The organism is Galactobacter caseinivorans (assembly GCF_003640665.1).
Lineage (GTDB): Bacteria > Actinomycetota > Actinomycetes > Actinomycetales > Micrococcaceae > Galactobacter > Galactobacter caseinivorans.
The window spans coordinates 22,185-43,556 of sequence record NZ_QQXL01000010.1 but is presented as its reverse complement, the minus strand read 5'-3'; the positions used below and the strand labels follow the sequence as shown (position 1 = coordinate 43,556).

20 protein-coding genes are annotated in these 21,372 nt (G+C 66.4%); 17 read left to right on the top strand and 3 right to left on the bottom strand.

Annotation, left to right across the window (positions count from 1 at the left end; translation table 11 throughout):
• Nucleotides 1-226 precede the first annotated feature (226 nt).
• Nucleotides 227-1,177, bottom strand: a complete 951-nt coding sequence (locus DWQ67_RS13440; RefSeq protein WP_147433705.1) for a hypothetical protein — start codon at nucleotides 1,175-1,177, stop codon at nucleotides 227-229.
• A gap of 448 nt (nucleotides 1,178-1,625) precedes the next feature.
• Between DWQ67_RS13440 and DWQ67_RS13435 the strand changes: the two genes are divergently transcribed.
• The 7 genes from DWQ67_RS13435 to DWQ67_RS13405 all read left to right on the top strand — a co-directional run bounded on the left by DWQ67_RS13435 (nucleotide 1,626) and on the right by DWQ67_RS13405 (nucleotide 10,277).
• The gene (locus DWQ67_RS13435) at nucleotides 1,626-2,906 is read left to right on the top strand and encodes an acyl-CoA dehydrogenase family protein (protein ID WP_121486127.1); all 1,281 of its coding nucleotides are present in this window, start codon (nucleotides 1,626-1,628) and stop codon (nucleotides 2,904-2,906) included.
• A gap of 354 nt (nucleotides 2,907-3,260) precedes the next feature.
• A complete protein-coding gene (locus DWQ67_RS13430) occupies nucleotides 3,261-4,391 on the top strand; it encodes an ABC transporter substrate-binding protein (protein ID WP_121486126.1) in 1,131 nt (376 codons plus the stop codon).
• A 190-nt stretch (nucleotides 4,392-4,581) separates the two neighbouring features.
• Nucleotides 4,582-5,430, top strand: coding sequence for an ABC transporter permease (locus DWQ67_RS13425; protein ID WP_121486125.1), 849 nt, complete (start codon nucleotides 4,582-4,584; stop codon nucleotides 5,428-5,430).
• On the top strand, nucleotides 5,427-6,455 hold the full coding sequence (locus tag DWQ67_RS13420; RefSeq protein WP_233556105.1) for an ABC transporter permease: 1,029 nt from the start codon (nucleotides 5,427-5,429) through the stop codon (nucleotides 6,453-6,455). The genes DWQ67_RS13425 and DWQ67_RS13420 overlap by 4 nt, the downstream gene beginning before the upstream one ends.
• Nucleotides 6,445-7,638: an ABC transporter ATP-binding protein gene (locus DWQ67_RS13415; protein WP_121486124.1), complete on the top strand. Its 1,194-nt coding sequence runs from the start codon at nucleotides 6,445-6,447 to the stop codon at nucleotides 7,636-7,638. The genes DWQ67_RS13420 and DWQ67_RS13415 overlap by 11 nt, the downstream gene beginning before the upstream one ends.
• A 136-nt stretch (nucleotides 7,639-7,774) precedes the next feature.
• The gene (locus DWQ67_RS13410) at nucleotides 7,775-9,421 is read left to right on the top strand and encodes an HNH endonuclease signature motif containing protein (RefSeq protein ID WP_147433704.1); all 1,647 of its coding nucleotides are present in this window, start codon (nucleotides 7,775-7,777) and stop codon (nucleotides 9,419-9,421) included.
• 79 nt (nucleotides 9,422-9,500) lie between these two features.
• A complete protein-coding gene (locus DWQ67_RS13405; protein ID WP_121486129.1) occupies nucleotides 9,501-10,277 on the top strand; it encodes a copper homeostasis protein CutC in 777 nt (258 codons plus the stop codon).
• Nucleotides 10,278-10,317: 40 nt separating this feature from the next.
• Here DWQ67_RS13405 and DWQ67_RS13400 read toward each other — a convergent pair whose 3' ends face one another.
• The gene (locus tag DWQ67_RS13400; RefSeq protein ID WP_121486122.1) at nucleotides 10,318-11,196 is read right to left on the bottom strand and encodes a trimeric intracellular cation channel family protein; all 879 of its coding nucleotides are present in this window, start codon (nucleotides 11,194-11,196) and stop codon (nucleotides 10,318-10,320) included.
• A gap of 242 nt (nucleotides 11,197-11,438) precedes the next feature.
• Nucleotides 11,439-12,332, bottom strand: coding sequence for a MerR family transcriptional regulator (locus DWQ67_RS13395; RefSeq protein ID WP_121486121.1), 894 nt, complete (start codon nucleotides 12,330-12,332; stop codon nucleotides 11,439-11,441).
• Nucleotides 12,333-12,620: 288 nt separating this feature from the next.
• Between DWQ67_RS13395 and DWQ67_RS13390 the strand changes: the two genes are divergently transcribed.
• From DWQ67_RS13390 to DWQ67_RS14365, 10 genes are all read left to right on the top strand, one after another.
• Nucleotides 12,621-13,013, top strand: a complete 393-nt coding sequence (locus DWQ67_RS13390; RefSeq protein ID WP_121486120.1) for a hypothetical protein — start codon at nucleotides 12,621-12,623, stop codon at nucleotides 13,011-13,013.
• A 255-nt stretch (nucleotides 13,014-13,268) separates the two neighbouring features.
• Entirely contained in the window at nucleotides 13,269-14,687 is a 1,419-nt protein-coding gene (locus tag DWQ67_RS13385; RefSeq protein ID WP_158595463.1) for an RNA polymerase sigma factor, read from the top strand.
• A gap of 131 nt (nucleotides 14,688-14,818) precedes the next feature.
• Nucleotides 14,819-15,418 (top strand): alternate-type signal peptide domain-containing protein, encoded by a 600-nt coding sequence (locus DWQ67_RS13380; protein ID WP_121486118.1) that lies wholly within the window; start codon nucleotides 14,819-14,821, stop codon nucleotides 15,416-15,418.
• Nucleotides 15,419-15,502: 84 nt separating this feature from the next.
• Nucleotides 15,503-16,093 (top strand): hypothetical protein, encoded by a 591-nt coding sequence (locus DWQ67_RS13375; protein ID WP_121486117.1) that lies wholly within the window; start codon nucleotides 15,503-15,505, stop codon nucleotides 16,091-16,093.
• Nucleotides 16,094-16,095: 2 nt separating this feature from the next.
• On the top strand, nucleotides 16,096-17,514 hold the full coding sequence (locus DWQ67_RS13370) for an RICIN domain-containing protein (protein ID WP_121486116.1): 1,419 nt from the start codon (nucleotides 16,096-16,098) through the stop codon (nucleotides 17,512-17,514).
• A gap of 77 nt (nucleotides 17,515-17,591) precedes the next feature.
• A complete protein-coding gene (locus tag DWQ67_RS13365) occupies nucleotides 17,592-18,299 on the top strand; it encodes a hypothetical protein (protein WP_121486115.1) in 708 nt (235 codons plus the stop codon).
• Nucleotides 18,296-18,928, top strand: a complete 633-nt coding sequence (locus DWQ67_RS13360) for a signal peptidase I (RefSeq protein WP_121486114.1) — start codon at nucleotides 18,296-18,298, stop codon at nucleotides 18,926-18,928. The genes DWQ67_RS13365 and DWQ67_RS13360 overlap by 4 nt, the downstream gene beginning before the upstream one ends.
• Nucleotides 18,929-18,937: 9 nt before the next feature.
• The gene (locus DWQ67_RS13355) at nucleotides 18,938-19,258 is read left to right on the top strand and encodes a putative quinol monooxygenase (RefSeq protein ID WP_121486113.1); all 321 of its coding nucleotides are present in this window, start codon (nucleotides 18,938-18,940) and stop codon (nucleotides 19,256-19,258) included.
• Between the two features lie 15 nt (nucleotides 19,259-19,273).
• Entirely contained in the window at nucleotides 19,274-19,633 is a 360-nt protein-coding gene (locus tag DWQ67_RS14370) for an oxygenase MpaB family protein (RefSeq protein ID WP_121486112.1), read from the top strand.
• 933 nt (nucleotides 19,634-20,566) lie between these two features.
• The gene (locus DWQ67_RS14365) at nucleotides 20,567-21,346 is read left to right on the top strand and encodes an Imm1 family immunity protein (protein ID WP_121486111.1); all 780 of its coding nucleotides are present in this window, start codon (nucleotides 20,567-20,569) and stop codon (nucleotides 21,344-21,346) included.
• Nucleotides 21,347-21,372: the final 26 nt, after the last annotated feature.

Sequence of the window (21,372 nt, the reverse complement as noted above, 5' to 3'; positions counted from 1 at the left end):
TGCAGGGTGTTCAGGGAGTACCCGCCGTCGTTTAGGATCGCCAGCGGATCCAGCGGATCCAGCTGTGCCAGCGCCACAGAGGTGACCACGAAGATGGCGAGCCTGAGGGCCAGCTCGCGGCGGGCCATCGGTTGCGCGGGCGCGTTACTGGTGTTGCTCATGGGAGTCTCCTGGTGCGATCAGTCGCCGGAAGACCTTTATATCATTTCCATGGATTAAAAGGAGGCTAGGCACCCGCTGACGACGCGCCGTTGGGCGCTGCTTGCGGATTTTCCGGCTTCGCGGTGCGGCCCCAGAGCCAGGCGAGGAACCCCACCAGCAGCGACGGCAGCAGGAGCAGGGCTTGCATCGGAAAGGGAAGGCTCCAGGCGAGTCCGCCGACGCTCGCGGCGGAGCCCGCTCCGCTCACGGCGAGCGCGCCCAGCGCGATGGTGCGGCCGGGGGCGCTTCCCCGTCCCAGAGTCGCGACGCCGGCCGCCAAGATCACCCAGGCCAGGATGCGTAGGAACATGCCCAGGTAGTCCGGCACCAGAGTGGCGCTGGCAGATTCTTGGAGGGTGGGGCGACCCAGCACGTCCAGCGTTGCCGCGATCTGAAAAATCACTCCGGCCACGGACACTGTCAGGGCGGCGCAGGCACCGGCGGCCCAGGGACCCATCCGGCGACGCAACGCCGGCCAGAGCACGGCAAAGACGGCGACGGCGGTGCCGAGTCCGTTGATGAAGGCCACCAACCACCCCAACGACTGGTCACCGAGCATGGTGAGCACCGCCCCCGACTCATCCCATCGGCGCGCGCCGGTGGGCAGCGCCAGCAGGCAGGCAAACACCGCGACGGCACCGATGAGCGCCAAGGCGACATAGCGGCCCCCATGAACCCGTTCGCCGGGCACCCGCAGGTTCAGCCGATACGGCACCAGCCACGCGAGCAGCGATGCCAGGAAGAGGGGCATGAGGTTGCCCACCGACCAGAAGAGCCCAAAGAGCGTGGGGCCGATGTTGGAGCCATCTGGGGAGAGCGCCTGGCTCAGAGAGAACCACACGGAGGGGAGCGCCAGCTGCGCCACGAAAAGGCCCAGGGTGTGCACCACGATGAAGAGCAGCACTCTGAGCCAGATCATCGGGTTCCGGGATGCTGTGCCCGACGCGGGGCTGGCTGTGAAGGGGGCCGAGCTCATGATTCCTCCAGGGGTGGAAGGCGACATGCCTGGTCACGCATCCTACGGTGCAATGCGCGCGGCCGGACGGTGGCGTTGGTTCCAATTCCGTTGCCCTTTTGATGCGGTGCGGAGGTGGTCACCAAGGGGCGACCCCGGCGAGGCGACGCCGCGTGGCAAAGCCGACCCGGCGGCGTCGGGCAACGCATCAAGACCTTCTGTGACGCGCCGCGCTGTACCCTCGGCGCCTTTCTGCGTCACGATGGGGGTGCGGGCCTTGGCTCGCACCCATCCAGAGCGACCGAGAGACCTGGCTCCGCGACGTCGCAGCAACCATCACCGCCTTGAGCGGGAGGGTGCTTCCGCCAGGACCGATGGAACTCACGTTCACCCTCGGTCCGGACCGCACACGCGGCTGGGCCGGCGTGCGCTCACTGTCCTTTCGTCGGTGCGACGAACCAGGAGCGGCATGAGCGTCACCCCCACACGCGGAACCCGCGGGCCTTCCCGCACCAAGCCCATCAGCTACGAGGAAGCCTCGCTGCGCTTCTCTCCCGCGCTGGCGCTCATCGCAGCCGGATCCTTGGAACGCGAGCTGCATCGCGAACTGCCCTTCGAGGCGGTGGATACCTTGGACGAACTGGGCTTTGGCGCGCTGCGCGTCCCCACTGAGTACGGCGGGGCGGGGGCCACCGTAGAGACCCTGGTGCGGATCCTGATCGACGTCGCCGAGGCGGACTCCAACGTGGCGCAGCTCTACCGATCCCACCTGGGATTTGTTGAGTCGCTGCGCTTCCAGCGGGCCGAACGCCAGGACTACTGGTACCCGCGGGTGGTCGCGGGAGAGACGGTGGGCAACGCCTCCACCGAGCGGGGCGGCAACGCGTTGGGGAGCCTGAACACGACCTTGCGGCAAGGGGGCGGCGGCTGGGAGGTCAGCGGCACCAAGTTCTACTCCACCGGCACCATCTTTAGCGATCACACCCGCGTGTCCGCGGCGCATCCGGACGGGCCAGGGCGGCGCTTTGCCGTGGTGCCCACGGACGCCGCCGGTGTCAGCATTGAGGACGACTGGGACGGCTTTGGCCAGCGGCTCACCGGCACAGGAACCACCACCTTTGACCGGGTTCGGGTGCCCCCTGAGGCGTTGTTTGAGTGCGCGGAGAACTCTCCGGAGTCCGTCCACGAGTCCGCCTTCTTCCAGTTGGTACTCCTGGCCGTCCTGGCGGGGATTGCCCGCGCGGCGCGGCGCGACGCAGTGGCGACCATCGCGGTGCGCAAGCGCACCTTCAACACCGGATCCGGGGTGCCCTTCCGAGAGGATCCGCTGATTCAGGAGGCGGTGGGGCGGCTCTCCGCCAAGGCCTTTGGTGCCGAGGCCGCGGTGCTTGCCGCCGCTCGGGCGCTGGATGAGGCGCTGGCAGCGCTGGCCCTGGCCGGAGCGGATCAGCACGACTTTCAGGGCCAGCCGCCGTATGAGCTGATCCTCGGGGAGATTGCGGTGGAGCAGGCCCAGGTGCTGGTGCCGGAGCTGGCGCTTGGCGCGGCCCAGCAGCTCTTTGAGACCGTGGGCGCCTCCGCGACAAGCACGTCAAAGGGACTGGATCGGCACTGGCGCAACGCCCAAACCATCGCCACGCACAACCCTCTGAGCTTCCGGGCGAGGTCCGTCGGGGATTTTCACTTGAATGGAACGCTTCCGGAGGCGTTGACGGCGATTGGTGACGCCGCGCCGCGGGGCCGGCGATGATTTTTTTGAGATGAATGTAGCCATGGGGTGACTGCCTTGGGCGGGGATGTTTGACCCGTCCGGCCTAGCCGAGACGCTCAGCCTCACGTTGTCATGGTTGGATAAACCGGCCATTTTGTTGGGATGTCACTGGAGTGGGTAATTCGTCGATCCTGTGGCGCTTGATAGGCCATCAAATCGGCGAAAACCCCTTGCCGAAAATCCGTTCACCTGCCCGTCACCTGGGTGAGGTCGATCCGTAGTTTTGCGGTATTAGACCAGGGGTGACGGACACGATGCGCTCGATCTCTTGAGGATCACCATCGAAGGCCCTACCCCCGGGCGGTCCCTCTTGCCGATGGAAGGAAATCCCCAGTGAAGCGTCGTTCTCTCCTTGCCACAGCCGCGGTTATCGCGCTGGCAGGTTCCCTCACCGCCTGTGGATCAGGCGATTCTGACACCGCGGGCGGCGGCTCCGGATCAACGGATGCCAAGACCGCAACCAGCGCCGAGTCCTTTGGCGGCATGGACAAGCTCGTGGAGGCCGCCAAGGCCGAAAAGGAGCTCAACGTCGTGGCGCTGCCGGACGACTGGGCCAACTACGGCGCCATCAAGAAGGGCTTCGAGGAAAAGTACGGAATCACCATCAATTCCGACATCCCCGACGCCTCCTCCGCAGAGGAAATCAAGGCCGCCAAGGACCAGGCCGGAACGGAGACTGCGCCGGACGTCTTTGACCTCGGCGCTGCGGTTGCCCTGGCCAACACCGACCAGTTTGCCGCCTACAAGGTGGCGACCTGGGGAGACATCCCGGACGCAAACAAGGAGTCCACCGGCCTCTGGGTCAACGACTACACGGGCATCATGTCCGTGGGCTACGACTCCTCCAAGGTCCCCGAGCCCAAGAAGCTGGAAGACCTGCTCGGCGCGGACTACAAGGGCAAGGTCGCCATCAACGGCGACCCGACCCAGGCCGGCGCAGCCTTCGCGGCCGTGGGCTCCATCTCCACCCTGAACGGCGGCAGCCCGGACGACTTTGGCCCCGGCATCGACTGGGTCAAGAAGCTCAAGGATGCGGGCAACTTCCTCACGGTGGACCCGACCCCGGGCACCATCGCCTCCGGCGAGACCCCGGTCGTCCTCGACTGGTCCTACAACAACGTCGCCGCGGCCGCCAAGTCCCCCAACTTCAAGACCGCGGTGTTGCCGGGCAAGGCGTACGTCTCCTTCTACAACCAGGCCGTCAACAAGGATGCCCCGCACCCCGCGGCCGCACGCCTGTGGCAGGAATACATCTTCTCCGACGAGGGTCAGAAGTTGCTGCTGGAGGGCAACGCCGTCCCCGTGCGCGTGGATGCCCTGAAGAAGTCCGGCGCCGTGGATGAGGCCGCGCTGAACAAGGCCACCTTCGGCACCACCTCCAAAGACTGGGTCTCCGCGAACGTCGAGCAGACCGACAAGGCCAACAAGCTCCTCACCGAGCGCTGGCCAGAAATCTCCAAGTGATCAGTTGAGGGCGGCGGGCCGGTTCACGGCCCGCCGCCCTCGGCTGTGCCGCGCGGCGCGCTACTGCGCGCGGCGCCGCCAAGATCACTGCCCGACGCCGTGTGGTGGGCTGCAGCACGCAACGCCACCACACGCCGTCGGGCACCTGGCATTCCCCCCACCCTCCCCGCCCCCGGAGTAGTTGAGGCTCATGAGACGAATTAGTTCGGCACTCGGCTTGATGCCGTTTGCCGTATACATCCTGTTATTCCTGGCGCTGCCCACCCTGCTGGCCGTCGCCAGCGGCTTCACGAACAAGGCCGGGCGCTTCACCCTGGAGAACTTCTCCGTCTACCAAAACCCCGTGGTGTGGCAGACATTCTGGTCCTCCACCTGGTTGAGCCTGCTCACCGCCGTGCTCGGCGCCGTCATCGGCGCGCTGGCGTGCTGGGCCCTGACCGGAGTGAAGAAAGACGGCTGGATCCGGCGAATGATGGACGCCGCCAGCTCCGTCCTGGCGCAATTCGGCGGCGTCATGCTCGCCTTCGCGTTCATGGTCAGCATCGGCATGCAGGCCTTCATCACCGTGTTCCTGCGGGACAAGATGGGCGTGGACCTCTACGCAAACGGCAACTGGCTCTACACGGTGCCCGGTCTGGTGCTGCCCTACCTGTACTTCCAGGTCCCGCTGATGATCATCACCTTCCTGCCCGCCATGGAGGGGCTGCGTCCCCAGTGGGCGGAGGCCGCGGCCACGCTGGGAGGGACCCGCAGGACCTACTGGACCAAGGTCGGGTTCCCGGTCCTGGCGCCGTCCTTCCTCGGCGCGCTACTGCTGCTGTTCGCCAACGCCTTCAGCTCCTACGCCACCGCCGCCGCCCTCATCTCCCAGGGCTCACAGATTGTGCCCCTGCAGGTGCGCGCCGCACTGATCGGCGAGACCGGGGCATCCAACGCCAACTCCGCCGGCGTCCTGGCGCTTGGCATGGTGGTGGTCATGGCGATCGTCATGGTCGTCTACTCACTGCTCATGAAGAAGGCCGCGAGGTGGCAGCGATGAGCCGCAACCTCTCCGTGGGAACCGCCCCGCGCCCCTGGCTGCGCCGCCTGATCCTGGCGCTCGTCACCGTGCTCTTCCTCTTCCCGCTCCTTGGCATGCTGGAATTCACGCTGCGGCAAACGGGCGGCGGGTACGGCCTGGAGCACTGGCAGGCGCTCTTTGACCCTGAGAACGCGCGCAAGTACCGCGCCATGTTCCGCGGGCTCGGTAACTCCTTGCTGCTGGCGCTGCTTGTCCTGGTCATTGTGTTGGTGCTGATCTTCCCCACCATCGTGCTGGTGCACCTGAAGTTCCCCCGCCTACAACGCGGCCTTGACCTGCTCACCATCCTGCCCATCGCGATCCCCGCGATCGTCATGGTGGTCGGCTTTGCGCCCGTGTACCGCTGGATCGGCAAGAACATCTCCTCCGAGACCTGGCCCCTCTTCCTGGCCTACGGCGTGCTGGTGCTGCCCTTTGCCTACCGCGCCATCGCGACGGACCTGAACGGCGTGGACGCACGGACCCTCTCCGAGGCGGCCAGGTCTCTCGGGGCCAACTGGTTCACCGTGCTGCTGCGGGTCATTGCCCCCAACGTGCGCCGCGGGCTCCTCAACGCCTCCCTGCTGACCATCGCGATTGTGCTGGGCGAATTCACCGTGTCCTCGCTGCTGAGCCGGCGCACGTTCCAGGTGGGGCTGCTCCAGCTCAACCAAACCGACCCCTTCGGGGCCGTGGCCATGTCCCTGCTCTCGCTCATCGTGATCTTTGCCCTGCTGGTGCTGGTGGGCGTGCTCACCGGCAAGCCGCGCAAGGTGCGCGGCGGTCGGGGTGCTGGCGGTGCTGGCGGCGTTGGCGGGGCTGGCGGGGCGCAGGTAGCTGTGTCGCCAGTGGCTCCCGCACTTCCCGGCGTGCCCGTTGGCGCCGCTGTTCCTGACTCCGGTCCTCATGCTGGTCCCGGTCCCGCGTCCTTGCCCGAAACTCCCCATCCCGGTGGCGCGGCCGCCGGCCCCGCTTCCCCGAAGGAGGGCCCCCATGCCCGCTGACGCCACCACCACAAACCACGCCGCCGGCGGAGTGAAGCCCACCCGCGGTGGCGACCACGCGTCGTCGGGCACTGAGGGCCTTGGCGCCGCAGTGAGCCTCGTAGAGGTCGTGAAAAAGTACGGCAGCACCACGGTGCTGCACGGCGTGACCCTTGAACTGCAGCCTGGGGAACTGGTCTGCCTGCTGGGCCCCTCCGGCTGCGGCAAAACCACCGCGCTGCGATGCCTGGCGGGGCTGGAGGAGGTGTCAGGCGGCGCCGTGCTCATCGGCGGCGAAGACGTCTCTGCCGTGCCGGTCAACAAGCGCGACATTGGCATGGTGTTCCAGGCCTACTCACTCTTTCCGCACCTGACCGTCGCCAAAAACGTGGCCTTTGGGCTGGAACGCCGCGGCGTGCCCCGCGCCGCTCGGGACACCCGCGTGGAGGACTCGCTGCGAGTCGTAGGCCTGGAGGGGTTCGAAGATCGCTTCCCGCACCAGCTCTCCGGCGGCCAGCAACAGCGCGTGGCACTGGCCCGCGCACTCGTCACCCGACCCAAGGCGCTCCTCCTCGACGAGCCGCTCTCCGCGCTGGATGCCAAGGTGCGCGTGAGGCTGCGCGAACAGATCCGCGCCATCGTCACCGAACTCGGCATCACCACCGTGTTCGTGACACACGACCAGGAGGAAGCCCTGGCCATCTCCGACCGCGTCGCCGTCATGAACGGCGGGCGCATTGAACAACTGGGCACGCCCGAAGAGCTCTACCGCAAGCCCGCGACGCCGTTCGTGGCGAACTTCGTGGGCCTCTCCAACCGGCTGCGCGGAGTGGTTCAGGCAGACGGCGTGCTGGTGCACGGCCGGGTGCTGCCCGTGGGGTCCCTCGACGGGGCCTCTGTGGGGGACGAGGTCATGGCGTTTGTGCGGCCGGAGCATGTGAGGGTGGAGCGGGTTGGTGGTGCTGGTGCCGGTTCCGGTGGCGCTGGTGGCGCGCTCGCGGGCGACGGCCACGGCATGCCGGGCACCGTGGTGTCTTCCGGGTTCCTGGGGTCGTTGCGGCGAACCGTGGTGAAGCTCGAGGTGGACGCGGCGGGAGGATCCGAGGAAATTGCGGTGCAGCACGGCGCCGATGATGACTACGAGCCCGGTGAAGCTGTGATCCTGACGGTGGCGCCGGAGCCGGTAGCACTACAGAAGGTGTGAGGGAGCCCGGCCTGTGGATGATGCGATTCTTGAGCGTGTCGTCCACAGGCCGGAGCATTTCTGGACACGGCGCCCATGAGTGCCGTCATGCTGAGGGGAGTCGCGAGGGCGGCACGAATCGGCCAGGGGGTGCACGGTGGAACGTCAAGCAAGCGGGGGCATGGACCCGGAACGCGCAGTGCCGGACCGAGTGGCGCTTGACTCCGCCCTTGCGACGACCAGGGCCGTCTTGGCCCCCGGCGCGGTGGCATGGGAGCACCTCTCGGATGAAGAACTGGCCGGTTGGCTTGGCACCATCGCGGACCTCTCGCGGGCCGTGGTGGGGCTGCAGGTGGAGATGGCCGCCGCCTTGCTTGCGCGCAGCTCAGGCCCCAGCGGGATGGTGGATTCCAGCGGACGCCCGGCCCGTGATCCCTTTGAATCATTCGACATGCGTATGGGGTTCCGCACACCCAAGGGCCAGCTCATGCAGCTCTTTGGCCTGCGCGCTTTCCAGGCTGAGACGCTCCTGAAGTTGGCCTCGGCCACCCGCGCGCTTGCCGCGGATGCCGAGCATCCTGCGCGGCCAGCAGCGCGGCCGGCCCTGGCTGCGGCGCTGCAACGCGGGGAGTTGTCCTCAGAACAGGCCTGGGTGGTGCACCAGGAATTGCCTGAGGAGGAGCCGACCGAGGCGCCCACCGGGATCTTGGCGCACAGCGAGGCGGCCCTGGTGGCGCAGGCGACGGGCGGGCGGGTGGATCTCACGCAACGCGCACCGGGCGAGCCAGAGCCGGTGTATGACAGGGACGTGTGGGGTGGGCGCCGTCTCGAGGTGCATCACTTGCGAGATCAGGCCAAGGACTGGGCCGTCGCCATGAGGCCGGAACGGGTGGAGCCGGACTATGCCACGCAGGTCCGGGCCCGCTCCCTGCGCCTCAGCCACGCCAAGGGCGGCGGATACGACATCTCAGGGTTCGCTCCCGAAACAGAGGGCGCAGCGTTGCTGAGCCTCTTGGACGCATACACCAGCCCACGCCGCCGGCCGGGAGGCCCGGAGTCTCCGGATGACGTCCAGACGGCTCCGGGGGCTCCGGTTGGCCCGGCTGCGCAGGATGAAATCAGAAGCCGGGAGCAAATCAGCTTCGACGTGCTGCACATGATTTTTGACCACCATGCACGCGGGGTGGACTCTCCCACCAACCACGGCGCCGCCCCCACACTCGTCATTACTTTGAGCGCCGAGGCGTTGGCGCGCCATCAGGCCGCCGAGCCCGCGCCCCTCGTGACGGGTGCGACGGGACCGGTGGGGCCGGCGGGGCCGGCGGGTCCGCAATGGGCCGATGCGCTCTCCGCGCTGGATGATCGCTTTGCGAGGGTCTCACGCAGTAACCGGGTGATCCCCGTGGGCGAGGCACTCACGCTGCTCTGCAATGACAACGTGCAGTACCTGGTCACAGGCGATGGCGGGGAGCCCTTGGAGTTGGGACGTAAACGCCGGCACTTCTCGCCGCATCAACGCAAGGCCCTCATCGTCCGGGACCGGCACTGCCGCGCACCGGGGTGTACGGCGCCACCGGATTGGTGCGAGGCCCACCATGTGGTGCCCTGGGCAGAGGGCGGCCCCACGGACTTGGATCACGGCATCCTCCTGTGCAATTTTCATCATCACGAGGTGCACCGAGGGCATCTGCTGGTGGAGCCGGTGCCCGTGCCCAGCGGACCGCGCGGCGGACCACCGCGAACACCGTGGCGCGTGATTTCCACGCACACCGCGGACTACGCGCCCCTCTCGTTTGCGGCATAGGGGAGTCCTCTCAGCGGAGTTCGGCTGAGAGATGTGAGGTGCTCTGGTCCGGCCAGGCCCCATCCAGGACACTGGTGTGATGACCTCCCGGAAACAGCGTGATCCCGTCCTGCTAGAAATCGCCGTGCAGGATGTTGCTGGCGCCATTGCGGCCGTGCGCAGCGGCGCGGATCGGCTGGAGCTCTGCGTCGCCCTGGCCTCAACCGGGGGCCTCACCCCATCGATCGGTTTGGTGAAAGCGGTCTGTGCGGCTGTGGCTCTTGAGGCGGCCCACGAGCCGGTGGGTGTGTGCGTTCTGGTACGGCCCAGCGAGGGCGGCTTTGTGTACGACGAGGCCGCGGTGGCCGTGATGGAAGCGGACCTCGAGGCCCTGGCAGGGATACCCGGGGTTGAAGCAGTCGTCCTGGGTGCCCTCACCCGAGCAGGCCGCGTAGATCTTGACGTGATGCGGCGGATGATGGCTGCCGCAGGCCGGCTTCCCGTCGTGTTTCACCGGGCCATCGACGTCGCGAGCTCACCCGAGGAGTTGCTGGACGCGGTGATCTCCCTGGGCTGCGTGCGGGTGTTGAGCAGTGGCGGGGCGCCGGTCTCAGGGGACGGGCTGCACGTCTTGCGCCGCATGGTGGAGGTGGCTGCCGGGCGCATCCAGATCATGGCCGGAGGAGGCCTGACACTAGAGGCGATCCCGGAGCTGGTCGCGGCGGGCGTGGACTCAATCCACCTGTCCGCGAAGGCCTTCCGTCAGGGTGACCCCGCGGGGCCAGGCGGTGGCCACACCGAGGTGATGTTTACCGATGGTGACGTGGTCGCGCTGGCCAGGGACGCGCTGCGGCTGTCCGGGCGGATGTCCCCGTGACAGGCGGGCTGCGTACTTCGCTGCGCCCCTCACCGTGCCGTCAGCCCCGACGCTGACGTGAGCCGCCGCGACCGCGGATACGCATGAGCCGCGCGGGCGTGAGCCGCTGACGTTGGGACCCTAACCGTTCCACGGCTTCGTTGTGCTCCGCAGTGCCAGGCGCCGTGGCTGCTGCTGCCTCGGTGGCCGTCGCTGCCGTCGCTGCTGTCGCGGGGCCAAGCCCTTGCTCGGCAAGGCCGCGAGGTGAGCCGCGCCGGCGCAAGAGGGTGGGGAGTCGTCGCGGCGACCAGTCCTCCAACCACTGGGCCGGGCCAGGGAGTCGCCAACCAAAACGGCGCGCCAAGACGGTGAGCACTGCCACAGAGACGATCGAGGCCCCCATGCCCCAGGTGGTCAGCCCTACGTGCCAGAAGATGGTCATCTCCGCCGCACCGATCAGAGCTCCTGTGGCGTAGAGCGTATTGCCTCCGAACACTGCCGGAATCCGGCCCACGAGCAGGTCCCGAATCATGCCGCCGCCCACGGCGGTGACCAGCCCAATGAGCATCGCCGGAAGCCACGTCAGCCCCGCGCTGAGGGCCTTGGCAGTTCCAGTGGCGGCCCAGCACCCCAAGGAGAGTGCGTCGGCAACGGTCAGGATCCTCTGAGTCCACCGCCCACGGATGGGGACAAAGTACGCAACCGCAGCGCCGGCCAGAGCAAAGACCAGGTACAGCGGGTTGGTCAGAGCCACAGGCTGCCCCACGTTGAGCAGAGTGTCGCGCAGAAGCCCGCCACCCAGGGCAGTGATGATCGCCAGGAAAACGAAGCCGACGGCGTCGAGCTTGAGGCTGCGCGCCACCACGCCACCCAGGATGGCGTTCGCGATGACGCCCGTGAGGTCAACGGTGTCGAAAACAACGCGTGGATCGAGGTTCAAGCTGACTCCTGGGCAACGGGCAACGGGCAACGGGCAACGGACGACGGGCAAAGGCCACTGATACGGATACGGCTACGGGGCTGGGTGCACTGAAGGGGTGGTGCTCTCGCGCGGGAAGCGCCCCGCCCTGCGGTCTCTGGTGGTGCGCTCGCTCGTTTCCGGCCGGCACCGCCTGGTCCTCGCAACATCATCCCCTGACCTTGGGCAAATCGCCCCCAGATGTGTTCCCCAGCGTCGCCGGCTCAGTTCTCCCCGAAGTAAGCCCGCAAGGCGGTACGAATAAATGAGGTGCCCGGCATCCCACCAAAGGTTGCTACAAACCGGTGATCGGAGACGTACAAATCGGCCAGGCCAAGCACATAGCTGCGCAGGGTCTGTTCGGCCGCCGCGATCGCCTCTGCTTCGGCAGTCGTGGCTTGAGCGCCGGCCCCCTCGGATTCCAGGGATTCTCCGGCAGCCCCGGTCTCCCCGGCACTAGCAGCGTCCCAGCTCTCCCTGGCCGCACGGGCCTCTTGTGCCGCTTGAGCGGCAGGAGTGCCCGGCACCGAGGTGAGCCATCTGATGTGGCGGGCTGCTAACGCCTGAGCTTCCTCCCCGCGCGGGTCGGCTCCCGCCGTCACCGCTTGCCCCCAGGCCTGGCTGAGCTCCGCAACCTCCCGCTGCCAATCGTGGCGTTCAGTGGAGTCCAGCCCCGCCCACCAGTTGTGGGAAGCGTGCGCGGCTGCCGGCCCCCAGCGCCGGCTTACCTCCGCCGAGTGTTGTTCGTGGTCAAATCCCTCAAACATCTCATTCATGCTGAGTCCCCTCTTTTCTCGCAGAGCAGTGATGGTTGTTTCCACTGCCCTGATTTGTGTTGCTAGTCGTAAACGTTCGGCGCGCAGCGACGCCACATGCTCAACGAGGGCCACCTCGTGATCTGTCTCCCGGTCCAGAACCGAGCGAATGCGTTCCAGGGGCAGGCCCACTTCCCGCAGGAGCAGGAGTCGTTGCAGGCGCAACAATGCGGATTCGTCGTACCTGCGCTCGCCGCCGGTGCCTGTGGAGCTGGGGTGAAGAAGGCCCAGCCGGTCGTAGTGTCTCAGCGCGCGGCTCGTGACCCCGGTGCTCCGGACCACCTCGCGCATCGGATACTCCATGTATGCCCCCTTTCGTTTGCCGGAGCCCTCGCATGGCAACCCCGCCCCCAGGCATCCCACGACCCGCCCCGGCTCGCCTCATTGCACCCGGTGAACAACAGAATATGAGTTGACCCAACGTCAACCGCAACCCCGCAGAGCCCGCCGCTCAAACCCAGCATCCTCCCACCCGTGCCACCGTCTCTACCCCAGGGCTGAGATGGCGCGGCGAGACCAACCATGACCTCCCTCCCAAACTCATCCCTTGGATGGATGAAAAGGGGAGGCCACTCGGGAAGGGTGGAAACCATGGACGCGACACTGGCAGCACAGGGCACGGCGCGGCCTCCGGCATTCGCAGCAGTACACCCGCTCGGGGCACTTTCGATCGTGATGGCGGCGGTCGCCCTGGCGGTCACTGTGGCCACAGCAGCGGCTATTGCGGGCGCAAATGTTCAGGCTCAGCTCCTTTACGGTCGCGGTCTTTTTGAGCTGCCCAGTGAGCAGTGGCCGCCCAGCGCCGGCGTGTACGTCGCGCTGGGATTGGTCAGTTGCAGCGTGGGCCTGCTGGCCCTTGGCAGCGGGTTGTACGCAGCCCTGCGCAAGGGGTGCCGCTGGGCCGGCGGCACCGCGGTGCTCGTCGCCTTGGCGATCGCGCCGCTCGCGATTGCCGTGTACTTGCTCTCTGGCGGGACGGCCTGAGCCCACGCCCCTGGGCCCACACCCTCCGAACCCACTCCTGCTGAGGCGGCCCGCCGGCCCGCGACCCCGCGGCCCGCCGGCCCGCCGGCCCGGCGCACAGGCTCCGGTGTAGCGCCCGCTCTATTCATGGCCCAGGTTGCTGGGTAAAGTTCTGTTCGATTGTTCAAGCGGATGTACCCATGCAGAGCGTGGGGTGCGCAGGGGCCACATGGGGCGGCCCGAACAGTCAGAACAAAACCGGGGGAAGAGCGAGATATGCAGCACGGCGGATTGACGGTGGCGCGCGCATCCACTGAGGCGGTCTCTGACCGGGAGTTGCTTCGCGCTGTCCGGGCGGGTGACCTTGAGGTCTTCGAGGTGCTGTGGAATCGCTATCACGGCCAGTTGTTGGGTTATGCGGCCAAGCGCCTGCCCATCCAGCAGGCTGAGGATTCGCTCAGTAGCGTCATGGAGGGCACGCTGCGCGCGCTGATTGCGGGGAAGGGCCCTGAGCAGTTTTTCCGGGCTTATGTTTTTCAGTCGCTGCGCCGCGAGATTGGTCGCCAACGCGCGGAAGCTGAGCAGAGCCAGCCCGTGGAACACGAGCAGCTGGACCTGGTGGCGCCGGTGCGCCATGAGCCGCAGCGCCTGGAAGTGGGCATGCTGGTGGAGGCCATCTTGGGCTCCTTTTCCGCGTCAGATCGGCTCCTCCTCACGCTGAACCTTGAGGAGGGGCGCCGCATCGCTGAGATTGCGAGTTCCCTGGGGCTTGCTCCAGAAAGCGCTTCTCAGCGGCTGTATCGGGCCAAGAATGAGTTCAAGTCTCGCTGGTTTGCGGCGCATCTTGATCTCGCTGATGCCCCGGAGCTCTGTCGGCTCACTCTGGCGGACGCCCCCTATGCGATGGGCCGCCGGCGCAAGCCGGGTCGGGCCAAGAAATTCTGGTCGCACGTGGATGGCTGCGCTTTCTGTGCGTCTCGCGTTCGGGAGGCGCAGGGCGCGGCGGATCGTTTGGTGGTGTTGTTCCCTGCGGCGTTTGCGGCCTTCGCTTGGGCCGAGCCCGGTGCCCTGGTTGTCCAGGCGCTCCAGCCCACGGGGCAGTCGTTAAACCCCGCAGGCTTGGCCGCGCTCTCCGACAAGGTGGCGGCCGCGCCGACGGGGGCCAAGGTGGGCGTCGGTGTGGGCGTCGTTGCGCTCGGTGTGGGCGGCAGTCTCCTGATGGGTGGTCTGCTGGCGCCGCCCCTTTCTCCGACGGCCGCGTCGCTCGCTCCGCCCTTGAGTTCGGCTCCCACGCGCGGCAACACGGCGGAGCCAGCGATTCCGAGCGTCGCCGCGCCGACTCGGTCACCGGAGCCAACAACGGACGACGCCGTGGCGTCACCGACGCGCTCTGAGGCCGGCAGCCAGTCAGCGGCCCGGACCCCGCTGGCAACCAGGTCGGTACCGGCCACCAGGCCTGCTCCGGCGACCAGGACCCCGCAGGCAAGCAAGCCGGCGCCGGTAACCACGCCATCCTCGACCCCCAAGAGCGCGGTCCCGACCGACGTCCCGGCGCCTTCTACCAGCGCGCCGGTTACCGTCCCGCCGACTCAGTCCAGCCAAGCGTCTACGCCAGCCCCGAAGCCCGCGCCGGCTCCGCCCACCGGGCGCAAGCAGTGCAGCTGGGCGGATGGCATCTCCTGCTATCACCACTAAGCTGTGCTTCCAAAAAACTGAAATATATGTCTTAATGGAGTCTTCGACCCCCCGGCAAATATCAGGACCCCGCAAGCCTCCCCCTGGCCAGCGATTCAGCCCTGCCTTGCCCCCCTGAGACAGGACCCCCCATGAAGAAGAGCACCAAGGGCGCTATTGCCGCCACCGCCGCAGTCGCGCTGCTACTGGGCACCGGCGGCTCGCTTGCGCTGTGGAACGACTCCGTGAATGTCGGCACCCCCACCACCATCACAGCCGGTGACCTGCGCCTGGCGCAGAAGACCGCCCCCACCTGGACCATCCAGCACACCTCGGGTGCGGACACGGCCGTTGCGGACATCGCAGCAGTACGGCTGGTTCCGGGCGACAAGCTGGTCTACACCGGCACGTACTCCGTGACCGCCCAGGGCCAGAATCTGGTCTTCAAGGCGGACGTGGCTGACGGTTCCATCGCCGCGGCAACCCCCGGCAAGGCGGAGGATGTGGCCCTCGCCGGTCGCATCGCCCAGACCGCGGCTTACAACATCAATGGGGCAGCCGGGCAGACTGCCACGATCAAGCACAAGAGCAACACGGCCGGCACGTATGACGTGCAGATCGCGGTGACCCTTGACTGGCCGCTTGGCGCTGCTGGCTCCCCGGCCCAGGACAACCCCGCCAAGAAGGGTGCGGTGAACCTGTCGCAGTTTGCCATCAGCGCCACCCAGGTGGACGGCACCAGCACTCCTTGATCGCCAGCGGCGGCGTCGAGCCCCTTGGCGCCGCTCATCGGGACGCGGGTTCGCCCCGCGTCCCGAGGGCTGGGAGGGAGTGAGATGTCCGGCCGACATGCCGCCAAGAAGATCAGCGGCGACCGAAAGTACCGCCAAGACCGCAGGCGTTTGAGGCGCCTCATCGTGGGCACGGCGCTCGTTGCGGCGTGCACGGTCGTGGGCATTTCCGCGGCGGGAGGGAGCTATGCGCTCCTGAACGCTGGCACGCGCCTGCCCGGCGCCACGGTCCAAGCCGGTTCCATGGACCTGCGGGTCAACGGGGCGGGTACGGCGGGCCTCGGCTCTGTCAGCCTCACTCCCGGCACGTCGCGCGCGGTGGCGTTCCAGGTCAGCAACCTGGGCGACGTTGCGGCGACGTTGGGTGCCTCGATGTCGGCAGCCAGCTCACAGGCCATCAACGACTACACCTTTGCGCGCCTCACGCCGGTGGCCTCCGCCGGGGCGTGCACCACGGGTCTGGGTGGAACGCGGGCAAAGATCGATGGCTACACGGCGGCGAACCTGGATGCTCTGGCCGCGGGCCAGAGCAAGTTCTACTGCGTCGAGTTCTCCCTTGACCCGGCCACCCCTGCCTCGCAGTCCGGCCAGGGAGTTTCCGTCACGATCAAACTCACCACCCAACAGAAGCCGTGAGCATGCCTTCCCCAACCCCCCGTCAGAGCCCCGGTTCTTGGGGACGCCGCGCCCTGAGCCGCCGTACCTTGGGCAGGCGCCGCCGCAGCCTGACCGGACTAGTTGTGGGGTTGTTGCTGGGCTCGGCGGTCTTTGGGGGCGGCACGGCATGGGCGTATTGGTCCGCGTCCGCCAACGCGACGGCGCAGGTCACCACGCCCGTCGTGAAGATCACGCAGAGTAATTTCCCCGCGATCTTCGGCAGTGACTTCATCAACACGCACTCCTCGCTCAGCAAGACGGGCTCCTTCACCATCAAGAATGAGAGCACCGCGGCCGGCACCGCCTCTCTCTCCATTTCCGCTCCGGGCGGCCTGGCGACCAAGCTCCCGCTGGTCATCTGGCCGGTGGCTGCGGCCACTGTGTGTGAGCCGACTACGCAGCCCGGCGCCGGCGCCGTGTCGGCCAACTGGTCCGCACTGAGCCTGAATCTTCCGGGAACTCTGGCCGCCAACGCGAGCCAAAAGTTCTGTGTGCGCACGGCCGTGGCCGACCGCTCCACGCTCGCGAGCACTCAAGGAACGCTGACGGCTGAGGCAACGCTGACGGCCAAGCTCGACGTCGCTGGTTGGGTTGCGACGGACACGAGCCCCACCGCGACGCAAAGGACCGCGGACATCTTTCCCGCGGCGAACGACTACCGCCCGGTGGGCGTCTCTGATTGGTTCACACTCTCCACCCGGTCCGTGAACGAGGCCGGCAGTGGACAGTGCCTCGATGTTGCCGGGTCTGCGACCGGCAACGGGACCGCCGCGCTCTCCTATAACTGCTCGCAAAATGATAATCAGGCGTGGCAAATCCGCCCGGTCTCAGGTTCCAGCCCCCAGACGGTCACGCTTCGTCCCATGCATGCGCACGGTCGCAATCTTGACGTGAGCGCCGCCGGGGCCATGAATATCCAGACGGCAAGCGCGGCGGGGACGCAGCACTGGATGGTGCAGAAGGCCACCGGTGGCACCTACCAGCTCGTGTCGGCTTCAACCGGGAAGTGCGTGCAGCTCGGCTCCCTGAACGTCGGTAACACTGTGGACTGCACGGCGGCCGGGACCAAGATCTTCCTCAACCGGCTCAAGCTCACCGCGACCAAGGTCGGTAACAGTCTGGATCTCACCCTCCCCATCAAGAACATCACCACCCCCTTGGTGGTGCAGCACCAAGCCATCTTGGGCTGGACCACAACGGAGACGCTGCACCCCGGCCCGGGCACGGCCAGCTTCACTCTGCGCAGTGGCTCCTACCTCGTCACTGTGGGCGATATCAACATGCGCATCGTCATGACCACGGGGACCAGCCCCGCCGCAGAGGACGTCGCATTCACCTTCGTGATCAACCGGTCCGGCCTCCTCGGCGGCCCGTTGAGCATGGTCTCGGGGGACGGCTGATGCCCCGCCCCCACAGCCAGCCCCGCCGTCAGCCCCGCCGTCACAGCCGCTGGCCCGCCCGGTTGGTGTGGACCTGCGTGCTGACCGCAGCCATGGGCGCCGTCATTGCGCTCGGCGGCGCCCCGGCGGCGCAGGCCACCCCGGGCAAGGGCCTGGAGGTCTCAGAGGACGGAAAGAACTTTCAGCGCGCCATCGGCACGGAGCTCTTTTCCGGTCTGGGCCGGGTGGTCCCAGGCGATTCCGGCACGGACCGCGTGTGGATTCGCAACGGCTCAGCGCAGGTGGGCAAGCTTCGCCTGGAGCTCACCGATGGCTGGACCGACTCGGCCGCCTTGGCCGGCGCCACCCGGCTGAGCATCAACGTCGATGGACGCAGCGTCAACACGTCACTTGGCGATCCCCTGGTCAAGGGCACCTGCGCCGTCGTCTCGCCGTCGCTCACCATCAAGCCGGGTCAGACCCTGCGTTTTGACGCCTCGATCGCCATCGATCGGACCCTTGGCGCGCGGGATGGTCGCGACGGCGCGCGCAAGTCGATGGGTTTCCAGGTCCGCGCCGCGGCGCTGGATGCGGCGGCAGCGCAAGACAAGACGCCGCCTTGCGGCGCAGCCATCATTCCCTGGGACCCGTCCGGCGGCACCCCGACGGCGGTCGCCTCGGGGCAGCCGGGTGGCTCTCTGGTCAACACCGGAGCCGACGTCGCGGGGTGGGTCCTGCTGGGCGGCGGACTGAGCGCTGTGGGCCTGTTGCTCGCGGCCCGGCGCCGCCGCGGGGAGCACGCATGAGCGCGGCTTCCGGCCCCGAAAGCGGCGCCGTCACCCCTCCGTCCCCGCGCCGCGGCCCGGTGGCAACGGCGTTGCGGGTCCTGGCCACCGGCGTCGTGCTGGCAGTGCTCTGCCTCGCGGTGGTGGTGGGAGCCGCGGCCATCGTGATTCCTGCCGTGACCGGCTCCACCGCTCTGACCATTCAGACCGGGTCCATGGAGCCCGCCTACCCGCCGGGCACCATGGTCGTGATCCGGCCAACGCCGCCGGAGGAACTGGCCCCGGGCGACGTCGTGACGTATCAACTGCGCAGTGGCGAGGCCGCGGTGGTGACCCACCGCATCACGCAGCAGCTGCGCGCGGCGGACGGCAAGCTGCTCTTCATCACGCAGGGTGATCACAACCCGGTGGCGGATCCGGCGCCGGTGCAGCCCGTCCAGGTGCGCGGCAAGCTGTGGTACGCGCTGCCGTGGATCGGGTGGGTTGCCACGTATGTCACCGGGCCGTGGCGCGCTGTGGTGGTGCCGGTCGCGGTGGGGGCGTTGTTCGCCTACGCGGCGTGGATGTTCGTGAGCGCTGCGCGCGACCGCCGCCGGGGCCAAGGCCGGGGCAGGCACGCCGAGGATGCCCGGCCACGCAAAAGTCCCTAAGCTGGGTGCATGATCTTCATTGTTGTGAAATACCAGGTCAAGCCAGAATCCGCGGAGAACTTCATCGACGCGACGGCAGCCTTCACCGAGGCCACGCGCGCCGAGCCCGGCAACATCTTCTTTGAGTGGTCACGATCCGTGGAGGACCCCCACGAATTTGTGCTCGTGGAGGCCTTTGCAGACGATGCGGCCGCCGACCACGTGAACTCACAGCATTTTAAGGACGGCCTGGAGAGCATGCGCCCGCTGCTGGCGCGCACGCCCCGCATCGTCTCGCGGACGGTGGAGGGCCAGGGCTGGGACCTGATGGGCGAGCTGACGATCGACTGATCGGCCAACCCACTCATGGCCTGGGACCCGCTCACCCGCCTACGCTCCAGCCTGCACGCCACCGATCGCCGCCGGGATCCGCGCCTTGCTGGTCCAGGCCCTGCACCCCGGCGCGCTGGCGGGGACACCGTCGCGACCAAACGCGCATGCGAGCACGTGCGGAAAATGCACGTCCCTGTGCTGGGGGACCACGAGGGTGCGGACGGGGCGTGCACCTATGACAGCGCCAACAGTCCGCACCGGGATCTGTGGGTGCATGGTGCGTGTGCAGATGCCTTCCTTGCCGCGCTTGAGCTCTTCTCTGGGCCGCTTCCGCTTCCGCTTCCGCTGCCCCGGCCGCGTATGTGTGGGAGTGGTCGGTGGCCGGGGACCTGATGGGCGTGCAGGATCCGCCACAGTCAAGGCAAGCGCTCGACGCCGCTGGGGGCCCTCGCTTTCGGCCGGGTATGGGCTGCTCCTTCGCGGTGTGGTGGATACGCGGCGGTGGTGGGCTCAGGCTGGGACGGGAACCCCTACGCCTACGCAGGCAACAACCCGTTAGCCTTCACCGACCCCGATGGTCTAGCACACTGCCCGAGAAAGACCTCAGAGCCTACGGCGCATCCGCTCGGAACGGCTTATCCCAGAATTGGGAATAGGCGGTAGCAGGAAAGGCAGCCGCTAAGGAGGCTATGCTGCAAACCCAACAGGGCCAGTGGTGATACGCATCATGCGTAGACTTATTCGTCGCGGAGAACAGTGTTTGGCAGAATCTGAAGCCAAAAGACTTTAAACACAGTTTGGAAGGAATCTGGCTGTTCATGCTGGTTCTAACGGAGTCGCCGGCGCTGCTGGTGGCTCGGTAGACTAGATGCGGGAAGTCGTTCAAAAAGGAGAATCATTCACCTGGTGTGGACTCGCCCCAGGAACCGTGGGTGGTGGCGAGCACAAGTGCGGGGATTGGTGGGGGCTTGCGACGGGCCACCTAAATGACACAGAAACTGATTGGAATGATCTATTGACGCGGTCGACAATCGCTGGCGTTGCAAGCACCGGTATTTCATCGATACCTAAGTTCGGCACGCCAACTAGTGGGGCGTCGACGACGCCCCTGGCGTCTCAAAGATTAGAAGTCGGCAAATACCTGAGTTCGGACGTAATGTCATTCCTTAATACGGGGGCGACGGCGGTCGGTACCAATTATGCCATTGACTATGCCATTGACGCGTGGCCGCTGAGCGGAGAAAACGATTGAGAAAATGGAGCAATAAAGAACGAGACACGTTTGACTTTGGCCATGTTTTCTATATATGCGTCACACTGTCATTTATGGTCTTTCAAGTTTTTGTAGTTATAAGCAAATCGTCCAGCTGGTCAGGGCGCGCCATCGACGCGGCATTAAGTTTAAGTACATTTCTTACGCTTACCGCTCTATTTTGGTTCCTCTTCTTTAGATTCAACCAACCGCTCGCCATGCGATTATCAATCCTGTCGGCTCTAGTCGTGATATTCGGAACAATTTCCGTACAAGACTTCTTTCCGAATCAAGGAGGGAGTCTAATATCAGCTTTCCTCATTGGAAGTGAGGCTGGGATGGCATACCGCATCAGGAAAGTGGGACCAGAGTCCGCGGGGCCATTTAGTGTGTTAGACATTGCAGACGGTGTTCTGGCGAAAGTTATCGACGAAGTCGAAATGATTCTAGAAGAGAATAAACGACAATCATTCGCGATCAAATATGGTCATTCTGTGTTGGCGGTAATGCCGACAGGAGAAAATTCGTTTATTGTCGGGAATGGCTTATTTTATCATCAGGGCGTCTATTTAACAGACGACTGGTGGGTCTTGCAAAATAGCCCTAAGGACCATGGGAGGAGGGGGTTCCTCTTCGGCCCTAAGATCCGAGCGACGGTAGGGTGCAGATTCGCTACATTTCCGCGAGATTACGCCGTCCCGGCGGACAAAGTTCGAGCCGCTACTAGGCACTTCTGCGTGCATGGACGTCGCGACCAAGATCTGAATTGGAAAGTGGATCCAGGAGTTGGAAGAGCAGTGGGTGCGGTCCTAGCGAACGAGCAAGGGGGAACTTACCTGGCTGGGTCAAAGTGATGGCTGTTACCTAGAAGCCAGTCCGA

Bases quoted from the DNA above. Each gene is read 5' to 3' on its own strand.
- DWQ67_RS13375 (WP_121486117.1), top strand. From the start codon at position 15,503: ATGTCCGGCCGACATGCCGCCAAGAAGATCAGCGGCGACCGAAAGTAC.
- DWQ67_RS13435 (WP_121486127.1), top strand. From the start codon at position 1,626: ATGAGCGTCACCCCCACACGCGGAACCCGCGGGCCTTCCCGCACCAAG.
- DWQ67_RS13380 (WP_121486118.1), top strand. From the start codon at position 14,819: ATGAAGAAGAGCACCAAGGGCGCTATTGCCGCCACCGCCGCAGTCGCG.
- DWQ67_RS13440 (WP_147433705.1), bottom strand. From the start codon at position 1,177: ATGAGCTCGGCCCCCTTCACAGCCAGCCCCGCGTCGGGCACAGCATCC.
- DWQ67_RS13405 (WP_121486129.1), top strand. From the start codon at position 9,501: ATGACCTCCCGGAAACAGCGTGATCCCGTCCTGCTAGAAATCGCCGTG.
- DWQ67_RS13415 (WP_121486124.1), top strand. From the start codon at position 6,445: ATGCCCGCTGACGCCACCACCACAAACCACGCCGCCGGCGGAGTGAAG.
- DWQ67_RS13355 (WP_121486113.1), top strand. From the start codon at position 18,938: ATGATCTTCATTGTTGTGAAATACCAGGTCAAGCCAGAATCCGCGGAG.
- DWQ67_RS14365 (WP_121486111.1), top strand. From the start codon at position 20,567: ATGGTCTTTCAAGTTTTTGTAGTTATAAGCAAATCGTCCAGCTGGTCA.
- DWQ67_RS13420 (WP_233556105.1), top strand. From the start codon at position 5,427: ATGAGCCGCAACCTCTCCGTGGGAACCGCCCCGCGCCCCTGGCTGCGC.
- DWQ67_RS13425 (WP_121486125.1), top strand. From the start codon at position 4,582: ATGAGACGAATTAGTTCGGCACTCGGCTTGATGCCGTTTGCCGTATAC.
- DWQ67_RS13360 (WP_121486114.1), top strand. From the start codon at position 18,296: ATGAGCGCGGCTTCCGGCCCCGAAAGCGGCGCCGTCACCCCTCCGTCC.
- DWQ67_RS13370 (WP_121486116.1), top strand. From the start codon at position 16,096: ATGCCTTCCCCAACCCCCCGTCAGAGCCCCGGTTCTTGGGGACGCCGC.
- DWQ67_RS14370 (WP_121486112.1), top strand. From the start codon at position 19,274: ATGGCCTGGGACCCGCTCACCCGCCTACGCTCCAGCCTGCACGCCACC.
- DWQ67_RS13395 (WP_121486121.1), bottom strand. From the start codon at position 12,332: ATGGAGTATCCGATGCGCGAGGTGGTCCGGAGCACCGGGGTCACGAGC.
- DWQ67_RS13390 (WP_121486120.1), top strand. From the start codon at position 12,621: ATGGACGCGACACTGGCAGCACAGGGCACGGCGCGGCCTCCGGCATTC.
- DWQ67_RS13385 (WP_158595463.1), top strand. From the start codon at position 13,269: ATGCAGCACGGCGGATTGACGGTGGCGCGCGCATCCACTGAGGCGGTC.